This window comes from Streptomyces sp. NPDC058646, assembly GCF_042716875.1.
Taxonomy (GTDB): Bacteria; Actinomycetota; Actinomycetes; order Streptomycetales; family Streptomycetaceae; genus Streptomyces.
In genome coordinates, this window is the sequence record NZ_JBHXRK010000001.1 from 69,911 (window position 1) to 88,703 (window position 18,793).

The following is an 18,793-nucleotide window of genomic DNA, read 5'->3' on the forward strand; positions in this document are numbered from 1 at the left end:
CCGTCCCGCCCCGTCCCGCCGCCGGGGACGGGCGGGCGCGGGACGGCCGGGCGCCGGCTCAGCGGCCGATCGGGGTGCGCTGCAGGAAGGCGAGCCGCTGCCGCGCCAGGTGCAGGTGGCGGGGGTCGAAGGAGGGCAGGGCGCGCAGCAGGCGGATGAGTTCCGGGCCGGCCTCGGCGGCGGCCGCCTGGTCCTTGAGCTGGGTCCAGCAGTAGAGGGCGCCCGCCGCCGCGCCCTTCACCTCGGGGGCGTCCGGGGGCTGGTGGGCCAGCCGGGTACGGCCGACGCTGGTCCACAGCTGGGTCGCGAGCCGGAAGTTGCCCGCCATCCGCGCGAGGTCGGCGCGGATCTCCGCCCACTGGGTGGCCTCCGCCGAGGAGTACCCGTGGATCTCCAGGACGTGCGCCTCCCACGCCTGGGCGAGCGTGGCCGCCTCCACGTGCCGCCCGGCGGTCGCCAGGGCGTGGATGTGCGGCCGCGGGTCCGGCGCGGGGTCCGCGGCCTGCGGCGGCGCCTGCGACGGCGTCCGCCCGGCCGGTGCCGGCCACGGCCCCGGCGCGCGGCCCGGCAGCGGCGGTACGGAACCCTGCGGGAGCGGCGGTACGGGTGCCTGCGGGGCCGGGGGGACCGGGGCGGCCGCGTCGGGGCCGGGGGCCTCCCCGGACTCCCGTACGGGCCACCCGGCGCCCTCCCTGGCCCCCGGTACGCCCAGCTCGCGGGCGGTCGGCAGGACCAGGGCGCCCGGCGGCAGCGCCGCGGTGCCCGCGGCGAGGGCGTGCAGCTGGAGGTTGCCGGGGCGGCCGGGGCTGCTGCGCAGCTGGTTGATCCACTCCCGCGTGTAGCTGCTCACCCCGTCGCCGCCGCCCGCGAAGCCGGGCGGCACGACCACGCCGTACACCTCGGCGGAGGGGGAGGCGGGCAGGCTCCCGTACTCCTGGAGCAGCGGCCACGCGGCCTTGTCGGCGGCGAGGTCGAGCAGCACGGTGGTCAGCCCGGCGGGGCGGCCGCGCAGCTCGGTTCCCAGCCACTCCCAGGGCAGGCCCGTGTAGCGGACGCTGCCCGCGGTGGTCCCCGCCAGGCACAGGTGGAGCCGGCGGCTGCGGCGGTCGACCGTGAGCCTGCCCGACAGGTAGACCAGCAGCGGGCCGGGGGTGGCGGCGGCCGTCCGCAGCCGCGTGAGCACGGTGTTCGGGTCGCGGGCGCCGTCGAGATAGGTGGTGTCGCTGGGGACACCGCTGTTCAGCAGCATCGCCACGGGCACCACCCCCAGCGCGGCCAGGTTGGCGCTCGGGGCGACCTGGACGGTCCGGCGCCGCACCGCGGCGTCCCCCGCTATGAGGAGGACGTGCCCCCGCTGCTGCTCCACCGCGATGTTCTGCATGAGCAGACCGTACTCACTCCGCACGGCGCGGCGTGCGGCCCGGCCCCCGCACCCGCCGCACGGCGCCGTCCGCACAGCCGCCCGGCCGCCGCCCGCCCGTGCCCCGGGACCGCCGGCGGCAGGCCGTACGAAGGCCCCGCCGCCCCTCGTGACGGAGGGGCCGCGGGGCCTTCGCGGAGCTGCTGCGCCCCGCCGGCGGGCGGGGTGCGGATCAGGCCGGGGTCTGGTTGGAGAGGGCCACCGACAGCTCGGCGGCGACGCCCTGCAGGATCGGTACGAAGGACTCGGCCACGGCCTCGGTGACCCGGCCCGCCGGGCCCGAGATCGAGATGGCTGCGGCGGTCGGGGAGTTCGGCACCGAGACGGCGAGGCAGCGGACTCCTATTTCCTGCTCGTTGTCGTCGACCGCGTAACCCGACCTGCGGACCTTCTCCAGCGCGTCGAGGAAGCCCTCGGGCGTGGTGATCGTCTTCTCGGTCGCCGCGGGCATCCCGGTGCGGGCCAGGAGGGCCCGTACCTCCTCGGCGGGGGTGTGGGCGAGGAGCGCCTTGCCCACGCCCGTGGAGTGCGGCAGCACCCGGCGGCCGACCTCGGTGAACATGCGCATGGAGTGCTTGGAGGGCACCTGTGCGACGTAGACGATCTCGTCCCCGTCGAGCAGGGCCATGTTCGCCGTCTCGCCGGTCTCCTCGACCAGGCGGGCGAGGTAGGGCCGGGCCCAGGTGCCCAGCAGGCGCGACGCGGACTCGCCGAGGCGGATCAGGCGGGGGCCGAGGGAGTACCGTCGGTTGGGCTGCTGGCGGACGTAGCCGCATGCCACGAGGGTGCGCATGAGGCGGTGGATGGTCGGCAGCGGCAGGCCGCTGGCGGCGGAGAGCTCGCTGAGCCCGACCTCGCCACCGGCGTCGGCCATGCGTTCGAGCAGATCGAAGGCGCGCTCGAGGGACTGAACGCCACCGCTGGCGGCGGTGGGCTTGGCGGAAGCGTCGGTGGTGCTGGCGCTGGACGTCGGCACGGCGCGGTCCTTTCGGTGCTGGCAGGCAAGGAAGCAGCCTACCGGTCGGTCGGCGTCGGCCCTAGAGCCGGGGCGGTGCCGTCCCCGCCGGTCAGAGGGGGTTTGTCCTGGTGGCGGCCGTCCTCGGGAAGTTACCCGCCCGGCTCCCGGTGGTGGTAGCTACATTCTGTATAGCGAAATCTTAATTCCATCCTGTGGAAACCTCCAATGGTGGAGGAAGTGGGTCAGTGGTCCGTCCGGGCGCTCTTGACTGCTCCCGGATCGCCGTGAAGACTCCGTCAACAGAACGTTGAATTTCGCTCTGTGGAAGTAGATGGGGAGGTTCCGGTGTCCGACGTGGCTGTGGAACTGGTACTGCGCTCGACGCGCGTCATCACCCCCGAGGGGACGCGCGCCGCCTCGGTGGCCGTCGCCGGCGGGAAGATCACGGCCGTGCTGGCGTACGAGGCCGAGGTACCGGCCGGAGCCCGGCTGGAGGACTTCGGCGACGACGTCCTGCTCCCCGGCCTGGTCGACACCCACGTCCACGTGAACGACCCGGGCCGCACCGAGTGGGAAGGCTTCTGGACGGCCACCCGCGCCGCCGCGGCCGGCGGCATCACCACGATCCTCGACATGCCGCTGAACTCCCTGCCGCCGACCACCACCACGGAGAACCTGCGCGTCAAGCAGGAGGTCGCCCGCACCAAGGCGCACGTGGACGTCGGCTTCTGGGGCGGCGCCCTCCCGGACAACGTCAAGGACCTGCGCCCCCTGCACGACGCCGGCGTCTACGGCTTCAAGTGCTTCCTGTCGCCCTCCGGCGTGGACGAGTTCCCCGAACTCGACCAGGAGCAGCTGGCCACCTCCCTCGCCGAGATCACCGGCTTCGGCGGCCTGCTGATCGTGCACGCCGAGGACCCGCACCACCTGGAGTCGGCCCCGCAGAACCCGGGCCCCAAGTACGCGGACTTCCTGGCCTCCCGCCCCAAGGACGCGGAGAACACCGCGATCCAGAACCTGATCGACCAGGCGAAGCGGCTGAACGCGCGCGTCCACGTCCTGCACCTGTCCTCCTCCGACGCGCTGCCGCTGATCGCCGCCGCCAAGGCAGAGGGCGTGCAGATCACCGTCGAGTCCTGCCCGCACTTCCTCACCCTCACCGCCGAGGAAGTCCCGGACGGCGCCACCGAGTTCAAGTGCTGCCCGCCCATCCGCGAGGCCGCCAACCAGGACCTGCTCTGGGACGCGCTCGCCGACGGGACGATCGACTGCATCGTCTCCGACCACTCGCCCTCCACGGCGGACCTGAAGACCGGCGACTTCGCCACCGCATGGGGCGGCATCTCCTCCCTCCAGCTGGGCCTCCCGGCGATCTGGACCGAGGCGCGCAGGCGCGGACGCTCCCTCGAGGACGTCGTGCGCTGGATGTCGAGCGCCCCGGCCGCCCTCGCAGGCCTGGCGCAGAAGGGCGCGATCGAGCCCGGCCGCGACGCCGACTTCGCCGTCCTCGCGCCCGAAGAGACCTTCACCGTGGACCCCGCGGAACTGCACCACCGCAACCGGATCACCGCGTACGCGGGCAAGACCCTGCACGGCGTCGTGAAGTCCACCTGGCTGCGCGGCACGCAGATCGCCGACCACGGAACCCCGACCGAGCCCACGGGCCTCCTCCTCGAAAGGCAGAACTGACAGTGGCGATTCCTTCTTTCACCGGTAACGCGAACCCGTACGGAGGCGGCGACCCGTACGCGGACTACCGCACCGCGGACTTCCCGTTCACCCAGTACGCGAACCTCGCCGCCCGTGAGCTGGGCGCCGGTGTCACCTTCGCCAACGACGAGTTCTTCGCCCAGCGCGAGAACCTGCTGATCGCCGAGGCCGCGCACTTCGACCCCGAGCACTTCGGCCACAAGGGCAAGATCATGGACGGCTGGGAGACCCGCCGCCGCCGCGGCGTCTCCGCCACCCAGCCCTGGCCGACCCCCGAGGACCACGACTACGCCCTGGTCCGCCTCGGCGCCCCCGGCGTCATCCGCGGCATCGTCGTCGACACCGCCCACTTCCGCGGCAACATGCCGCAGGCCGTCTCCATCGAGGGCACCAACTGGGAAGGCGCGCTCGCGCCGACCCCGGAGGAGCTCCTCGGCGAGGACGTCAAGTGGACCACCCTCGTCCCGCGCACCGCGGTCGGCGGCCACGCGGCCAACGGCTTCGAGGTCAGCGCCGAGCAGCGCTTCACGCACCTGCGCGTCAACCAGCACCCCGACGGCGGCATCGCCCGCCTGCGCGTCTACGGCGAGGTCGTCCCGGACCCGCAGTGGCTCGCCACGCTCGGCACCTTCGACGTCGTCGCCCTGGAGAACGGCGGCTCCGTCCAGGACGCCTCCAACCGCTTCTACTCGCCGCCGACCAACACCATCAACCCGGGCCGCTCCCGCAAGATGGACGACGGCTGGGAGACCGCCCGCCGCCGCGACAACGGCAACGACTGGATCCGCTACCAGCTCGTCGCCGAGTCCGAGATCCGTGCCGTCGAGATCGACACCGCGTACCTCAAGGGCAACTCGGCCGGCTGGGCCTCGCTGTCGGTCAAGACCGGCGAGGACGGCGAGTGGACGGAGTTCCTGCCGCGCACCCGCCTGCAGCCCGACACCAACCACCGCTTCGTGCTGGACGCCCCGGCGGTCGGCACGCACGTCCGGATCGACATCTTCCCGGACGGCGGCTTCTCCCGCCTGCGCCTCCACGGCTCCCTGACCGAGGCGGGCGCGGCCGCGCACACCGCCCGCCACCAGGAACTGGGCGGCTGACCCGGCCCCACCGTCACGCCGTGCCCACCGCGGTGGGCACGGCGGCCACCGCGACTGCGCCCCTGCGGGGGCGCCGCGGGTGACCGGACCGCCCCCGGGGGCCGACACCCCCGGGGCGCACGGCCCGAAGGGGCGCACCACTGCCCGGTGCGCCCCTTCGGCGCGTCCGGGTCCGCGCCGGCGACCCGCTCCGGTCAGCCGTGCCAGACCCCCGTCGCCGCCGTCGTGGCGGCGTAGTCGGTGAAGTCGCGGGGTTCGCGGTGCAGGGCGCGCTGGACACCGTCGGCGAGGTGGGCGAAGCGGCGGTCGGCGATCCAGCCGTAGAGCATGTTCAGCAGGTCGGTGTAGTCCTCCGGCAGGCCCTGCTGCGCCGCGTACTCGGCGAAGCCGGCGGGCGGTACGGGGCGGTAGGCGATCGGGCGGCCCGTCGCCCGGGCGATCTCCTCCACCACCTCGGCCATGGTCAGCAGCCGCGGCCCGGACAGTTCGTAGGTCCGTCCGGCGTGCCCGTCCTCGGTGAGGGCCGCCACGGCCACGTCGGCGATGTCCTCGGCGTCGACGAAGGGCTCGGCCCCGTCCCCCGCCGACATCACCACGTCACCGGAGAGCAACTGGCCGCGGAAGAAGGGGTCCTCGCTGAAGTTCTGCGAGAACCAGGCCGGCTTCAGGATGGTCCACTCGGCGCCGGACTCGCGCACCGCCCGCTCGCTGGGAAGCTTCTCCTCGCCGTCCGGCACCACCCAGTCGCGGGCGGACAGCAGCACCAGCCGCTCCACCCCCCGGGACACGGCGAGCTTGCCGAAGGAGCCGAGGGTCGTCGCGGCGTCGGCGAGCTGCGAGTCGATCAGATAGGCCGCGCGGGCGCCCTCCAGAGCGGGCTCCCAGGTGTTCTCGTCGTTCCAGTCGAAGCGGGTCGAGGGGGTCGTCCCCTTGCGGGAGGCCCCGCGGACCTCGTGTCCGCGGCGCCTCAGGCCCGCGGCCACGCGGCGTCCCGTCTTGCCCGTGCTGCCAAGTACCAGTACCGGTTGCGTCGTCATGGCCCCAGTCAATCCGCCCGGGGTGAGCCGCAGAATGGTTCATCCGCTCATGTCGATGTCTGAGCGTCTAGCCTGGCCGCATGGATGCGCTGGCGAGTCTGCTCTACGAAGTACGGTCCGACGGGGCCCTGTTCAGCCGCAACATCGTGACCCCGCCCTGGGCGGTCCGCTTCGCCGGCCGTACGCCGCTCACCCTCGTCAGCACGCTGCGCGGTGAGGGCTGGGTCGTCCCCGGCGGGGACGCCGCACCCGTCGCACTCGGTCCCGGTGACGTCGCCATCGTGGTCGGGGCGGAGCCCTTCACCCTCACCGACGACGCCGGGCTGCGGACCCGGCCCCTGTACGTGGTGCAGGGCCCCGACCACTGCACGACGGACGACGGCGGCGAGATCAGCGCCGACCTGATGCTGGGCCTGCGCACCTGCGGCAACAGTCAGGACGGCCCGACCGTCCTGCTCACCGGGAGCTACCAGGTCGGCGGCCGGGTCTCCGCACGGCTGCTCGGCACGCTGCCCCGGGTGCTCGTGGTCCGCCACGGAGGCCGCCCCGGACCGATCCTGGACCTCACCGTCGCGGAGATCACCCGGGACGACCCGGGGCAACAGGCCGTCCTGGACCGGCTCCTGGACCTGCTGCTGCTGTCCACGCTGCGGGAGTGGTTCGCCGGCCCGGAGGCCGATCCGCCCGGCTGGTACCGGGCGCTCGGCGACCCCGTCACGGGACGGGCACTGCGCCTGATCCACGACGGGCCCGAGCGGCCGTGGACCGTGACGGCCCTCGCCGAGGAGGCCGGCGTCTCGCGGGCGACGTTCGCCCGCCGCTTCAGCGAGCTGGTCGGGAAGCCGCCCATGGCCTACCTGACCGACTGGCGCCTGGCCCTCGCGGCCGACCTGCTGGTGCGCACCGAGGCCACCGTGGAGTCGATCGCCCGCCAGGTCGGCTACCAGAGCGCCTTCGGGCTGAGCGTGGCCTTCCACCGGGTGTACGGGACCCGCCCCGGCCGGCACCGCGCGTCCGCCACCCGGACGGCTTGTTGATCTTCGGCGTTGACAGGGAGCGGCCGGGTGCGTGTAATGGAGGCGGTGTCGCGTGACGCCGGCCAAGAGCAGTGGGCCGGCCGGCAGTCGGGCGAACACCCTTCACGCAGAGGGTCCGTCATGAGTTCCTGCTCCGCACCCCGCATCTGACGCAGCGCCGACAGGCGAGCGCCGGGCATCACGAGCACCTGCACGTCCCGTGCGTCCATCGCGTACGGCGACCTGCGTGCCGCGGTCCCGTTCCGTGCCGTCCAGGCCGCTCAGCCTTCGGCGCCTTCAGTGCTTCATCCCCTTCAGACGTCATCCTTCGCGCTTCCGCGTGCCCTTGCCCCACGGCTCGCGCACCGTCGCGCGCACTCCTCGTATCCTCCGGAGACGCATCCGTATGCCTACGCCTTTCAACCAGTCCGTCATCGACGAGTTCCGCGCCCACGCAGGGAAGGTGGGAGGCCCCTTCGAGGGCGGCGACCTGCTCCTGCTGACGACCACCGGTGCCACCTCGGGCACCGCGCGGACCACCCCCCTCGGCTACGTCCGCCACGGCGGCTCGCTCCTGGTCGTCGGGTCGAACATGGGCGCCCCGCGCCATCCCGACTGGTACCACAACCTCCTCGCCCACCCCGTCGTACAGGTCGAGATCGGTACGCAGAGCTTCGGAGCCCTCGCGGTCCCCGCCGAAGGCGCCCGGCGCGACGAGCTGTTCGCGCACGTCGTACGGGCCGAGCCCGGGTACGGCGACTACCAGGCCCTGACCACCAGGGTCCTGCCGGTCGTCGTACTGGAGCGGGCGGACCCCGACGGCTGGGAGGCGCCCCGCGAGGTGACCAACCTCGCCGACAAGCTGCTGGAGGTCCACACCTGGCTCCGCGGCCAGTTGGGCCAGGTGAAGGCCGAGGTCGACGCCCACTTCGCGGCGCGCGCCGCCCACCGGGGCACGGGGCTGCCGCCCGCCCCGGGTCTCGGGCTGCAGATCCGGCAGCGCTGTCTGGCCTTCTGCCAGGCCCTGGAGTTCCACCACACCAGCGAGGACGCGCATCTCTTCCCCGGGATCGCCCACCACCACCCCGGCCTGGCCGGGACCTTCGACCGGCTCGCGGAGGAACACCGTACGGTCTCCCGCATCCAGGGCGAACTGGCAGCGCTGCTGGCCGGCATCGGGGTCGCCGAACCCGAACGGTTCCGCAGCGAACTCGATGCGATGTCAAGGGAGTTGAACACGCACCTCGACTACGAGGAAGAGGCGCTCCTCCCCCTCCTGGCCGACGTGCCCTGGCCGCCGGCGCCGCCCGCGCAGGACTGACGGCTCCCGGCCCCGAGGCGGGGGACCGGCCCCGGGCTCCCGCCGGCCGGCCTCACCGCGCCCAGACGTGCAGGGCGTCGTCCTCCGCCGAGGCGGTGTACCAGGTCCCGTCACCCAGGGCGCGGGGGAGGCCGGACACCGGGAAGGGATAGGCGATCTCGCCCGTCACCCGCAGGCCGGTGAGATCGACGAACCAGTGCCGGCCCGCGCCGGACTCCTCGTCGCTCTCGACCGTGCCGACCACCGCCGTCCCCTCGTCGACGAAGCCGCCCTCGTAGTCGAAGAAGACGCAGGCGTCCTCGTCGCCCGGCTCGGCCTCGGGATGGCCGGGAAGCACGTCGGCGCCCAGTTCCCCCTCCACCGACCAGCCGTCGGCGTCCGGCCCGGAGCCGGTGCCGTCGGCGGCCCGGTGCACGGTGAGGGCGTCCTGGTCGTGCGTCACCGTCAGCAGGCGCCCGCCGGAGGGGCTCACCGCCAGCAGTACCCGGTCCTCGTCCCCGAAGCGGTCGACGGCCCAGCAGCGATGCCACAGCTCCCACCGCACCGCCCCGGTGATGTCCACGGCCCGCAGGGCGTGCGGGCCCGCGAAGACGGCCAGGTCACCGGTGGGCGCCACGGCGTACCCGCCGAACCGGCGCGGCCAGGGAGCGGGGAAGCGGACCTCAGCCGGTTCCGGCGCGGCGGCGCCGGCCCGGGCCGCGTCCCGTACGACCACCTCGGTGTCGCCCCGCTGCACCAGCCGCCACCCGCCGGGCCGGGACAGCACGGACGGGGCGTCGTCCGCCCCGGAGAAGGGCAGGGGCGCGGTCAGGGTGGCGACGAGGCGGGCCGAGGTGTTCACGGGTGCGGTGCTCCGGAACCGGGGAACGGGAGGTGGGGGCGGGGGTGCCCGCAGCGGCACCCTGCGGCCCGCTGCCGCCTCCGGGACGACACCCCCGGGCCGGTCCGTCCCGGAGCCGTGCCGTCGGCCGGGTCGAAACGGGGTGGGCTCCTGCGTGCCGCACCGATGAGTTCCGGGCGGGCCGGGAGTCTGAATCCCTGAGTACGCAGACACGCGGCGCACGCAGACACGCAGTACGCACAGAGCACGCGGCGCACGCCGACCGAGCGGCGCACGCACCACCGGACAAGGAGCGCAGAGCCATGGGAAAGCTGACCCTCACCACCTTCCTGACCCTCGACGGAGTCATGCAGGCACCCGGCGGGCCCGAGGAGGACCCCAGCGGGGGTTTCGCGTACGGGGGCTGGCTGGCCCCGTACGCGGACGAGGACATGGGCGCGTTCATGAACGGGGTCTTCGACCGGGCGGAGGCCTTCCTGCTGGGGCGCCGCACCTACGACATCTTCGCCTCCTACTGGCCGCGGCACGACGACCCCGCAGACCCCGTCGCCGGCCGGCTGAACCGGCTGCCCAAGTACGTGGCCTCGTCCACGCTCAAGGAGCCGTCCTGGGCCGGGACCACGGTGATCGACGGGGAGCAGCTGCAGAGCGAGATCGTCCGGATCAAGGACACCCTCGACGGCGAGCTCCAGGTGCACGGCAGCGGCGCCCTGGCGCAGTGGCTGCTGGCCCGCGACCTCGTGGACGAGCTGAACCTGCTGTTCTTCCCCGTGTTCCTGGGCACCGGGCGCAGGCTGTTCCCGACGGGCGGTCTGCCCACGGCCTGCGAGCTGACCGACTCGCGCACCACCGCCGCCGGTACGGCCGTCCACACCTACGCGGTCGCGGGCCGCGCCACCTTCGGCACCGTCGGGGAGTGAACGGCAGCCGGGTCCGCCCGCGGAAACGGGGTCGCCCCGCAAGATCGGCTCGGATAGCGTGGGCCCGCACCCGTGCGAGCCGCCGAAGTCTCCACCCGATCCATGCCGTTGGAGAACCCGGTGACCGCCACCTCGCCCGCCCTCGCCCCAGCTGCCCTCGCCGCCCCCCGCCGGACCTGGTCCGCCGATCTGCCCGTCCTGGCCGTGGCCGTCGTCTGGGGCGGCAGCTACCTGGCGGCCAAGGGCATCACCACCGCCCACACCGTGATCGCGGTCCTGGTGCTGCGCTTCGCGCTCGTGCTGCCGGTGCTCGTCGTCACCGGCCGGCGGCGTCTGCGGGCGCTGAGCCCCGCCCAGCTGCGCGGCGCCGGCCTGCTGGGCTGCGTACTCGGCGGGATCTTCCTGCTGGAGACCTACGGGGTGGTGCACACCTCGGCCACCAATGCCGGGCTGATCATCAGCCTGACCATGATCTTCACCCCGCTCGCCGAGTCCGCCCTCCGGCGCGAGGCACCCCCGGCCGCGTTCCTCGGCGCCGCCGCCGTCTGCGTCGCCGGCGTCGTGCTGCTCACGCAGGGCGCCGGATTCACCGCGCCCGGCCTCGGCGACCTGCTCATCCTGTGCGCCGCCCTCGCCCGGACCCTCCACGTCCTGCTGATGGCCCGGATCAAGGCCGTCCAGGACGCCGACGCACTGTCCCTGACCACGGTCCAGCTCGGCGCCGCCGTCCTCGTCTTCGCCCTGCTGGCCGCCGTCCCGGGTACCGGGGACAGCCCGTGGGCCGCGGCCGCCGGCTTCGGGCCCGCCGAGTGGGCCGGCCTGGCCTTCCTCTCGGTCTTCTGCACGCTGTTCGCCTTCTTCGTGCAGATGTGGGCCGTACGCCGCACCTCGCCCTCCCGCGTCAGCCTGCTGCTCGGGACCGAACCTCTCTGGGCGGCTGCGGCGGGCATCGCCATCGGCGGCGAGCACCTCGGCGCGGCCGGACTCGCGGGAGCGGTCCTCGTCCTGGCGGGCACGGCGTGGGGGCGCCGCGCGGCAGGCTGAAACGATTGTCCGAAACCGGCCCCGCGCGGCATGATCCTCCGGTCGTACCCTGGCCTCCATGCCCGCCCTCACTGGGGCCTGGTCACAGGTCCGGGAGCTCCTCCAGCCGTACCCGGCGCCGCTCCCGGCGCGACAGCTCGCACGCCTCCGCGACCCGGAGCGCGGCGAGCGCCTCGAATCCCTCGCAGAGGTTGGGCCCCTCGCCGCGCACCAGACGGACGAAGGCGGCCAGCTCCGCTTCGTACGCCGGGCCGAACCGCTCCAGGAAGCCCGTCCAGGGCTTGCTCGCGGCGGGCGGCCCGTGCGGTTCCGTCGAAGCGATCGGCGTACGGTCGTCCAGCCCCGCGGAGACCTGGTCCAGTTCTCCGGCCAGCTCCATCCGCACGTCGTACCCGGCGCCGTTGCACCGCGTACCGGTCGAGGTGACGAGGGTCCCGTCGTCCAGGGTGAGCACCGCCGCGGCCGTGTCGACGTCACCGGCCTCCCGGAACTGCGCGGGCCCCGCGTCCGAACCGGTCGCGTAGACCTCCGTCACCTCGTGCCCGGTCACCCAGCGGACCATGTCGAAGTCGTGCACGAGACAGTCCCGGAAGAGCCCGCCCGAGGTCGCCAGGTACGCGGCGGCCGGCGGCGCCGGGTCGGCCGTCGTCGTGCGTACGGTGTGCAGCCGCCCCAGGGCGCCGGAGCGCACCAGCTCCCGCGCCGTGCGGTAACCGGTGTCGAAGCGGCGCATGAAACCGAGCTGGAGCACCCCGTCCTCGTCGGCCACCTCGCGCAGCACCGCCAAGGAGCGGGCCAGGTCCGGAGCCACGGGCTTCTCGCAGAAGACCGGCAGTCCGCCGCGCACCGCCCGGACGACCAGCTCCGCGTGCCCCTCGGTGGCGCAGGCCACGACCACCGCGTCCACGCCCCAGGTGAAGACCTGCTCCACGGAGGGCGCGGCGGTGGCCCCGAGCCGGCCGGCCAGGAGCACCGCCCGGGCGGGGTCGGCGTCGGCGAGCAGGAGCGACCCGGCGTCCGGCCGGCGGGCCAGGGACGCCGCGTGGAACGAGCCGATCCGGCCGGTTCCGATGAGCCCGATGCGCATGCACTCAACGTGACCCCGTACGGGGGACCTGTCAATCTGCCCGGGCATGCCCCGATGACCCTTCATGGTCCACTGTGGCGGATACTGGGCGGCTGGAACCGGAATGACCGAATCATGACGGACGAGACGGACGAGGGAAGGGCGCGGCGACGTGGCTAGGGTTCGGACAGGGGTGCGCGTCGTGGGCGCTGTGCTCGCGGCGGTACTGGGAGCCTCGCTCGCGGGCTGCAGCAGTACGGGCGGCAAGCGCGCCGAGGAGCGGGCGAAGGCCGCCGAGGCGGGCCGGCCGGCCGTGTCCACCCCGCGCTGGACCTTCGCGATGGTCACCCACGCGGGAGACGGCGACACCTTCTGGGACATCGTCCAGAAGGGGGCCAAGGAAGCGGCCGCGAAGGACAACATCAACTTCGTGTACGCCCACGACGACCAGGCGCAGCAGCAGGCGCAGTTCGTGCAGAACGCCATCGACCAGAAGGTCGACGGGATCATCGTGAGCCTCGCCAAGCCGGAGGCCCTCAAGGACGTCATCGGCAAGGCGGTCAAGGCCGGCATCCCCGTGGTCACGGTCAATTCCGGCTCCGCCCAGTCCGCCGCGTACGGGGCGCTGACCCACATCGGCCAGGACGAGGAAATCGCGGGCGAGGCCGTCGGGACCGAACTGGGCAAGCGCGGCCGCAAGAGGGCCGTCTGCGTCCTGCACGAGCAGGGCAACGTGGGGCACGAGCAGCGCTGCGCCGGCGCGAAGAAGACGTTCGCGGAGTCCGGCGGGATCATGGAGAACCTGTACGTCGAGGGCACCAACATGCCCTCCGTCCAGGCGGCCGTCCAGGCGAAGCTCCAGGCCGACCCCTCCGTCGACGCGGTCCTCACCCTCGGCGCCCCCTTCGCCCCCACCGCCGTCAAGGCCAAGGACGCGGCGGGCAGCAAGGCCGAGGTGGACACCTTCGACCTCAACGAATCGGTCGCCCGCGACCTGAAGTCGGGCGCCCTCGGCTTCGCCGTCGACCAGCAGCCCTACCTCCAGGGCTACGAAGCGGTCGACCTGCTGTGGCTCTACCGCTACAACGCGGACGTGCTCGGCGGCGGCCGCCCGGTCCTCACCGGCCCGCAGATCGTCACCGGCGACCAGGCCGCCGCGCTGGAGGAATTCATCAAGCGGGGCAGCCGATGAGCGCGTCCGCCGCCGTGGACGAACGGCTGGCGCCGGCCTCCCTGGTCCGCCGGCTGCTGGGCCGCCCGGAGCTGGGCGCCGTGGTCGGCGCGGCAGCCGTCTTCGTCTTCTTCTCCTTCGCCGCCGACAGCTTCCTGCGGGCCTCCAGCCTCAGCACGGTCCTGTACTCGGCGTCCACCATCGGGATCATGGCGGTCCCGGTGGCGCTGCTGATGATCGGCGGCGAGTTCGACCTCTCGGCCGGTGTCATGGTCACCACCTCGGCCCTGTTCAGCTCGATGTTCAGCTACCAGATGACCGCCAACGTGTGGGTCGGCGTCCTGGTGTCCCTGCTGGTCACCCTCGCCGTCGGCTTCTTCAACGGCTTCCTGCTGACCCGCACCGGACTGCCGAGCTTCATCATCACGCTCGGCACCTTCCTGATGCTGACCGGCCTGAACCTCGGCTTCACCAAGCTCATCAGCGGCTCGGTCTCCACCAAGACCATCGCCGACATGGAGGGCTTCTCCTCCGCCCGGGCGCTGTTCGCCTCGCAGTGGAACGTGGGCTCGGTGACGCTGAAGGTCACCATCCTGTGGTGGCTGGTCCTGGTGGCCGTGGCCACCTGGATCCTGCTGCGCACCCGCGCGGGCAACTGGATCTTCGCCGTGGGCGGCGGGGCCGACGCGGCCCGCGCGACCGGCGTGCCCGTCGTGAAGACCCGTATCGGGCTGTACATGGGTGTCGCCCTCTGTGCCTGGATCTCCGGGCAGCACATCCTCTTCTCGTTCGACGTGGTCCAGTCGGGCGAGGGCGTCGGCAACGAGTTCCTCTACATCATCGCGGCCGTCATCGGCGGCTGTCTGATGACCGGCGGCTACGGATCCGCCATCGGCTCGGCCGTCGGCGCCTTCATCTTCGGCATGGCCAGCAACGGCATCGTGTACGCGCAGTGGAACCCGGACTGGTTCAAGTTCTTCCTCGGCGCGATGCTCCTGCTGGCCACGCTGCTCAACGCATGGGTCCGCAAGCGGGCGGAGGCGAAATGAAGAACACCGCAGCGGCCGCGCCCGCCCCCGGGGCGGGCACCGCCCTCGTGAAGCTGACCGGCGTCAGCAAGTACTACGGGAACATCCGCGCGCTCCAGGGCGTGTCCCTGGAGGTCTCGGCCGGCGAGATCACCTGTGTCCTCGGTGACAACGGTGCCGGGAAATCCACCCTCATCAAGATCATCGCGGGGCTGCACCGGCACGACGCCGGCACCTTCGAGATCGAGGGGGAGGAGACCGAGCTGGCCAACCCGCGCGCGGCCCTGGACCGCGGCATCGCCACCGTCTACCAGGACCTCGCCGTCGTCCCGCTCATGCCCGTCTGGCGGAACTTCTTCCTCGGGTCCGAGCCCACCAGGGGCCGTGGCCCCCTCCGCCGCCTCGACGTGGCGTTCATGCGCGAGACCACCCGCGCCCAGCTGCTGCGGATGGGCATCGACCTGCGCGACGTCGACCAGCCCATCGGCACCCTGTCCGGCGGTGAGCGGCAGTGCGTCGCCATCGCCCGTGCCGTCTACTTCGGGGCGAAGGTCCTCGTCCTGGACGAGCCCACCGCGGCCCTCGGCGTGAAACAGTCCGGGGTCGTCCTCAAGTACGTCGCCGCCGCCCGTGACGCGGGCCTCGGGGTGGTGCTGATCACCCACAACCCGCACCATGCCCACCTGGTCGGGGACCGTTTCGTCCTGCTCAAGCGCGGCACGATGGCGGGCAGCCACACCCGCGACTCGATCACCCTGGACGAGCTCACCCGGCAGATGGCGGGCGGTTCGGAGCTCGACGAACTGAGCCACGAACTGGAGCGAGTGGCAGAATCAGGGCCGAACAGCACGCCACCAGGCCCGGACACCCCGTCCGGCACCACCGCACCATGAGGGACGGCACGACTCGATGAGCACGTACCGGGACTTCGCGCTCGCCCACCGGGGCGCCGCACGGGGCACCGTCCTGCGGACCGTCGGGACCCGTGAGCGCCGGTCGCACCTGACGGCACCGCGCGTCCCGACCGTCGGCATCGACATCGGCGGCACCAAGGTGATGGCGGGCGTCGTCGACGCCGACGGCGTCATCCTGGAGAAGATCCGCACCGAGACCCCGGACAAGTCGAAGAGCCCCAAGGTCGTCGAGGACACCATCGTCGAACTGGTCCTGGACCTCTCCGACCGGCACGACGTCCACGCGGTGGGCATCGGCGCCGCCGGCTGGGTCGACGCCGACCGCTCCCGGGTGCTCTTCGCACCTCACCTGGCGTGGCGCGACGAACCGCTGCGCGACGCCCTCCAGGCCCGGCTCGCGGTCCCGGTCATGGTCGACAACGATGCCAACACGGCCGCCTGGGCGGAGTGGCGCTTCGGCGCCGGGCGCGGCGAGGACCACCTCGTCATGATCACGCTCGGCACCGGCATCGGCGGGGCCATCCTCGAAGGCGGCCAGGTCAAACGCGGCCGTTACGGGGTGGCGGGCGAATTCGGCCACATGCAGGTCGTCCCCGGCGGCCACCGGTGCCCCTGCGGGAACCGCGGCTGCTGGGAGCAGTACAGCTCGGGGAACGCCCTGGTCCGCGAGGCCCGGGAGCTGGCCGCCGCCGACTCCCCGGTGGCGTACAACATCATCGCCAGGGTCGGCGGCAACGTCCACGAGATCACCGGCCCCCTGATCACCGAGCTGGCCCGCGAGGGCGACGCCATGTGCGTCGAACTGTTCCAGGACATCGGCCAGTGGCTCGGCGTCGGCATCGCCAACCTCGCCGCGGCCCTGGACCCGTCCTGCTTCGTCATCGGCGGGGGCGTCAGCGCCGCCGACGACCTGCTGATCGGCCCCGCCCGCGATGCCTTCCGCCGCCACCTCACCGGGCGCGGCTACCGGCCCGAGGCCCGCATCGCCAAGGCCCAGCTCGGTCCGGAGGCCGGCATGGTCGGCGCCGCCGACCTCTCCCGGCTCGTCGCCCGCCGCTTCCGCCGCGCGACGCGTCGGCGGGTGGAGCGGTACGAGCGCTACGCGCAGCTGGGCCGGCGCGGCGCCACGGGCTCCGAAGACAAGGCACGAGACCAGGAACAGCAGTGACGCCACCCTCCTTGCCCCACCAGGCCCCCGCTCCCGACGGCGACTCGGTACCCCCGCCCGCCGAGGACCGCCGGCACGTCGTCCGGCGCCGCTGGATCACCGCGATCATCATCCTGCTGCTGGTCGGCGTCCCGGCGGGGTACCTCGCCGTCTCCGCCCAGCAGAGCCGCCAGAGCGGCCGCGACAAGGCTGCCAAGGTCGGCGCCACCAAGGTGCGACCCGGCTGGCCCTCCCGGGTGCAGCGCAGCATCTACGAGGTGCCGATCCCGGACAAGGCCTGGCGGGTCGGGTTCCTGGAGACGAACAACTGGCGCACCAGCCGGCTCTACACCCAGTTCGCCGTCACCCCGCCCGAGCTGGACGCGTTCCTGGCGTCCGTCGGCACCGGCCGGGACGAGCTGACCCCCGGCGTGTCGATCTCCGAGCACGACACCGCGGTCGCCGGCTGGAACTGGAAGACCCACACCGAGTGGCTCGGGACCACCCTGGAGCAGGACGACCCGCGCCCCACCCGGGACATCACCGTCGACCTGACGGACCCCGAGGTCTCCAAGGTGTACGTGGTCTCCTCGACCACCCCCTGACGGCGCCCGCCCGAGGGCTAGCCTGGGATCATGAAGCTCACCAAGCGGCTGCACTCCTGCGTCCAGCTGGAGAAGGACGGGCACACGCTCGTCATCGACCCGGGCGCCTTCAGCGAACCGGACGCGGGCCTGGGGGCGGACGCCCTGCTGGTCACGCACGAGCACCCCGACCACTTCGAGGAGGGCCGGCTGCGGGCGGCCCTCGACACGAACCCGGCGGCGTCCCTGTGGACGCTGCGCAGCGTCGCGGAGAGGCTCGCCCCCGCCTACCCGGGCCGGGTCCACACCGTGGGCCACGGGGACACCTTCACCGCGGCCGGGTTCGAGGTGCAGGTGCACGGCGAACTGCACGCGGTGATCCACCCCGACCTCCCGCGGGTCACGAACGTCGGCTACCTCGTGGACGCCTCCCTCTTCCACCCGGGCGACGCGCTGACCGTGCCCGACGCCCCGGTGGAGACCCTGATGCTCCCGGTGCACGCCCCCTGGAACAAGGTCTCCGAGGTGATCGACTACCTCCGCGAGGTCAAGCCGCGGCGCGCCTTCGACGTCCACGACGCCTACCTGTCGGACATCGCCCGGCCGGTCTACGACACGGTCCTGGGCGCCCTCGGCGGCGCCGACCACGGCCGACTCACCGCCGGGCACAGCGCGGACCTCTGAGTGTCGGTGCCGGGCGGTAGGTTGGGACGCATGCGTATCGCCACCTACAACGTCAACTCGATCACCGCCCGGCTGCCGCGCCTGCTGGCCTGGCTGGAGAGCTCCGGTACGGACGTCCTGTGCATCCAGGAGACCAAGTGCTCCGCGGAGCAGTTCCCGCACGCCGAGCTGCGCGAGCTGGGCTACGAGTCGGCCGTCAACGCCACCGGCCGGTGGAACGGCGTGGCCCTGCTCTCCAAGGTCGGTCTGGAGGACGTGGAGCTGGGACTGCCCGGCGGCCCCGACTACGAGGGCGTCCAGGAGCCCCGTGCGATCTCCGCGACCTGCGGCGGCGTGCGCGTCTGGTCGGTGTACGTACCGAACGGCCGCGAGGTCGCGCACGACCACTACGGCTACAAGCTGAACTGGTTCCGGTCCCTGACCGCCGCCGTCGCCGAGGACGCTGCGGGCGCCCGCCCCTTCGCGGTCCTCGGCGACTTCAACGTGGCCCCGACCGACGAGGACGTCTACGACCCGGCCGTCTTCGCGGGCGCCACCCACGTGACCCCGGAGGAACGGGCCGCCCTGGAGGCCCTGCGCGCCGCCGGACTCACCGAGGTGCTGCCGCGCGCGCTCAAGTATGACCGCGCCTACACGTTCTGGGACTACCGCATGCTGGCCTTCCCCAAGAACAAGGGCATGCGCATCGACCTGGTCTTCGGCAACGAGCCCTTCGCCAAGGCCGTCACCGACGCCTACGTCGACCGCGAGGAGCGCAAGGGCAAGGGAGCCTCCGACCACGCCCCGGTCGTCGTCGACCTGGCCCTGGACGCGCAGGCCCCGTAGCGGACGC

General features: G+C 73.0%; 18 protein-coding genes. 13 read left to right on the forward strand and 5 right to left on the reverse strand.

All coding sequences use genetic code 11. The features are described 5' to 3' along the window. Window positions 1–58: 58 nt before the first annotated feature. Window positions 59–1,381 (reverse strand): hypothetical protein, encoded by a 1,323-nt coding sequence (locus ACFWUZ_RS00285; protein ID WP_384364574.1) that lies wholly within the window; start codon window positions 1,379–1,381, stop codon window positions 59–61. A gap of 211 nt (window positions 1,382–1,592) precedes the next feature. Next, complete coding sequence (locus ACFWUZ_RS00290) at window positions 1,593–2,396, reverse strand: IclR family transcriptional regulator (RefSeq protein ID WP_384364577.1); 804 nt, start codon at window positions 2,394–2,396, stop codon at window positions 1,593–1,595. Between the two features lie 336 nt (window positions 2,397–2,732). Here ACFWUZ_RS00290 and allB point away from each other — a divergent pair, with 336 nt between their 5' ends. Further along, a complete protein-coding gene (gene allB / locus ACFWUZ_RS00295; protein ID WP_384366219.1) occupies window positions 2,733–4,067 on the forward strand; it encodes an allantoinase AllB in 1,335 nt (444 codons plus the stop codon). A 2-nt stretch (window positions 4,068–4,069) separates the two neighbouring features. Then, a complete protein-coding gene (gene alc, locus ACFWUZ_RS00300) occupies window positions 4,070–5,188 on the forward strand; it encodes an allantoicase (RefSeq protein WP_384364580.1) in 1,119 nt (372 codons plus the stop codon). A 194-nt stretch (window positions 5,189–5,382) separates the two neighbouring features. Here the strand turns inward: alc and ACFWUZ_RS00305 are convergent, their stop codons facing one another. Next, window positions 5,383–6,225, reverse strand: coding sequence for an NmrA family NAD(P)-binding protein (locus ACFWUZ_RS00305; RefSeq protein ID WP_384364583.1), 843 nt, complete (start codon window positions 6,223–6,225; stop codon window positions 5,383–5,385). A gap of 80 nt (window positions 6,226–6,305) precedes the next feature. On the opposite strand from ACFWUZ_RS00305, the gene ACFWUZ_RS00310 reads away from it, so the two are divergent. Beyond that, window positions 6,306–7,262, forward strand: a complete 957-nt coding sequence (locus tag ACFWUZ_RS00310; RefSeq protein WP_384364586.1) for an AraC family transcriptional regulator — start codon at window positions 6,306–6,308, stop codon at window positions 7,260–7,262. A 385-nt stretch (window positions 7,263–7,647) separates the two neighbouring features. Further along, complete coding sequence (locus ACFWUZ_RS00315; protein WP_384364589.1) at window positions 7,648–8,562, forward strand: nitroreductase/quinone reductase family protein; 915 nt, start codon at window positions 7,648–7,650, stop codon at window positions 8,560–8,562. 52 nt (window positions 8,563–8,614) lie between these two features. Here the strand turns inward: ACFWUZ_RS00315 and ACFWUZ_RS00320 are convergent, their stop codons facing one another. Further along, window positions 8,615–9,403, reverse strand: a complete 789-nt coding sequence (locus ACFWUZ_RS00320; RefSeq protein ID WP_384364591.1) for a hypothetical protein — start codon at window positions 9,401–9,403, stop codon at window positions 8,615–8,617. A 302-nt stretch (window positions 9,404–9,705) separates the two neighbouring features. Between ACFWUZ_RS00320 and ACFWUZ_RS00325 the strand changes: the two genes are divergently transcribed. Both ACFWUZ_RS00325 and ACFWUZ_RS00330 read left to right on the forward strand, forming a co-directional pair. Beyond that, window positions 9,706–10,323 carry a dihydrofolate reductase family protein gene (locus ACFWUZ_RS00325; RefSeq protein WP_384364594.1) on the forward strand — a complete coding sequence of 206 codons (618 nt, stop codon included), beginning with the start codon at window positions 9,706–9,708 and terminating at the stop codon, window positions 10,321–10,323. 102 nt (window positions 10,324–10,425) lie between these two features. Next, the gene (locus tag ACFWUZ_RS00330; RefSeq protein ID WP_384364597.1) at window positions 10,426–11,367 is read left to right on the forward strand and encodes a DMT family transporter; all 942 of its coding nucleotides are present in this window, start codon (window positions 10,426–10,428) and stop codon (window positions 11,365–11,367) included. Between the two features lie 82 nt (window positions 11,368–11,449). Here the strand turns inward: ACFWUZ_RS00330 and ACFWUZ_RS00335 are convergent, their stop codons facing one another. After that, window positions 11,450–12,454, reverse strand: coding sequence for a Gfo/Idh/MocA family oxidoreductase (locus ACFWUZ_RS00335; RefSeq protein WP_384364600.1), 1,005 nt, complete (start codon window positions 12,452–12,454; stop codon window positions 11,450–11,452). A 181-nt stretch (window positions 12,455–12,635) separates the two neighbouring features. Here ACFWUZ_RS00335 and ACFWUZ_RS00340 point away from each other — a divergent pair, with 181 nt between their 5' ends. The 7 genes from ACFWUZ_RS00340 to ACFWUZ_RS00370 are packed head-to-tail and all read left to right on the forward strand — an operon-like array spanning window position 12,636 to window position 18,786. Then, on the forward strand, window positions 12,636–13,625 hold the full coding sequence (locus ACFWUZ_RS00340; protein WP_384364603.1) for a sugar ABC transporter substrate-binding protein: 990 nt from the start codon (window positions 12,636–12,638) through the stop codon (window positions 13,623–13,625). After that, window positions 13,622–14,653, forward strand: coding sequence for an ABC transporter permease (locus ACFWUZ_RS00345; protein WP_384364606.1), 1,032 nt, complete (start codon window positions 13,622–13,624; stop codon window positions 14,651–14,653). The genes ACFWUZ_RS00340 and ACFWUZ_RS00345 overlap by 4 nt, the downstream gene beginning before the upstream one ends. Then, window positions 14,650–15,525 carry an ATP-binding cassette domain-containing protein gene (locus ACFWUZ_RS00350; protein ID WP_384364609.1) on the forward strand — a complete coding sequence of 292 codons (876 nt, stop codon included), beginning with the start codon at window positions 14,650–14,652 and terminating at the stop codon, window positions 15,523–15,525. Before ACFWUZ_RS00345 ends, ACFWUZ_RS00350 begins: the two co-directional genes overlap by 4 nt. A gap of 16 nt (window positions 15,526–15,541) precedes the next feature. Continuing rightward, entirely contained in the window at window positions 15,542–16,714 is a 1,173-nt protein-coding gene (locus ACFWUZ_RS00355; protein WP_384364612.1) for an ROK family glucokinase, read from the forward strand. Further along, window positions 16,711–17,298 carry a hypothetical protein gene (locus tag ACFWUZ_RS00360; RefSeq protein WP_384364615.1) on the forward strand — a complete coding sequence of 196 codons (588 nt, stop codon included), beginning with the start codon at window positions 16,711–16,713 and terminating at the stop codon, window positions 17,296–17,298. The genes ACFWUZ_RS00355 and ACFWUZ_RS00360 overlap by 4 nt, the downstream gene beginning before the upstream one ends. Window positions 17,299–17,328: 30 nt before the next feature. After that, on the forward strand, window positions 17,329–17,961 hold the full coding sequence (locus ACFWUZ_RS00365) for an MBL fold metallo-hydrolase (protein WP_384364618.1): 633 nt from the start codon (window positions 17,329–17,331) through the stop codon (window positions 17,959–17,961). 30 nt (window positions 17,962–17,991) lie between these two features. After that, window positions 17,992–18,786 (forward strand): exodeoxyribonuclease III, encoded by a 795-nt coding sequence (locus ACFWUZ_RS00370; RefSeq protein WP_384364621.1) that lies wholly within the window; start codon window positions 17,992–17,994, stop codon window positions 18,784–18,786. Window positions 18,787–18,793: the final 7 nt, after the last annotated feature.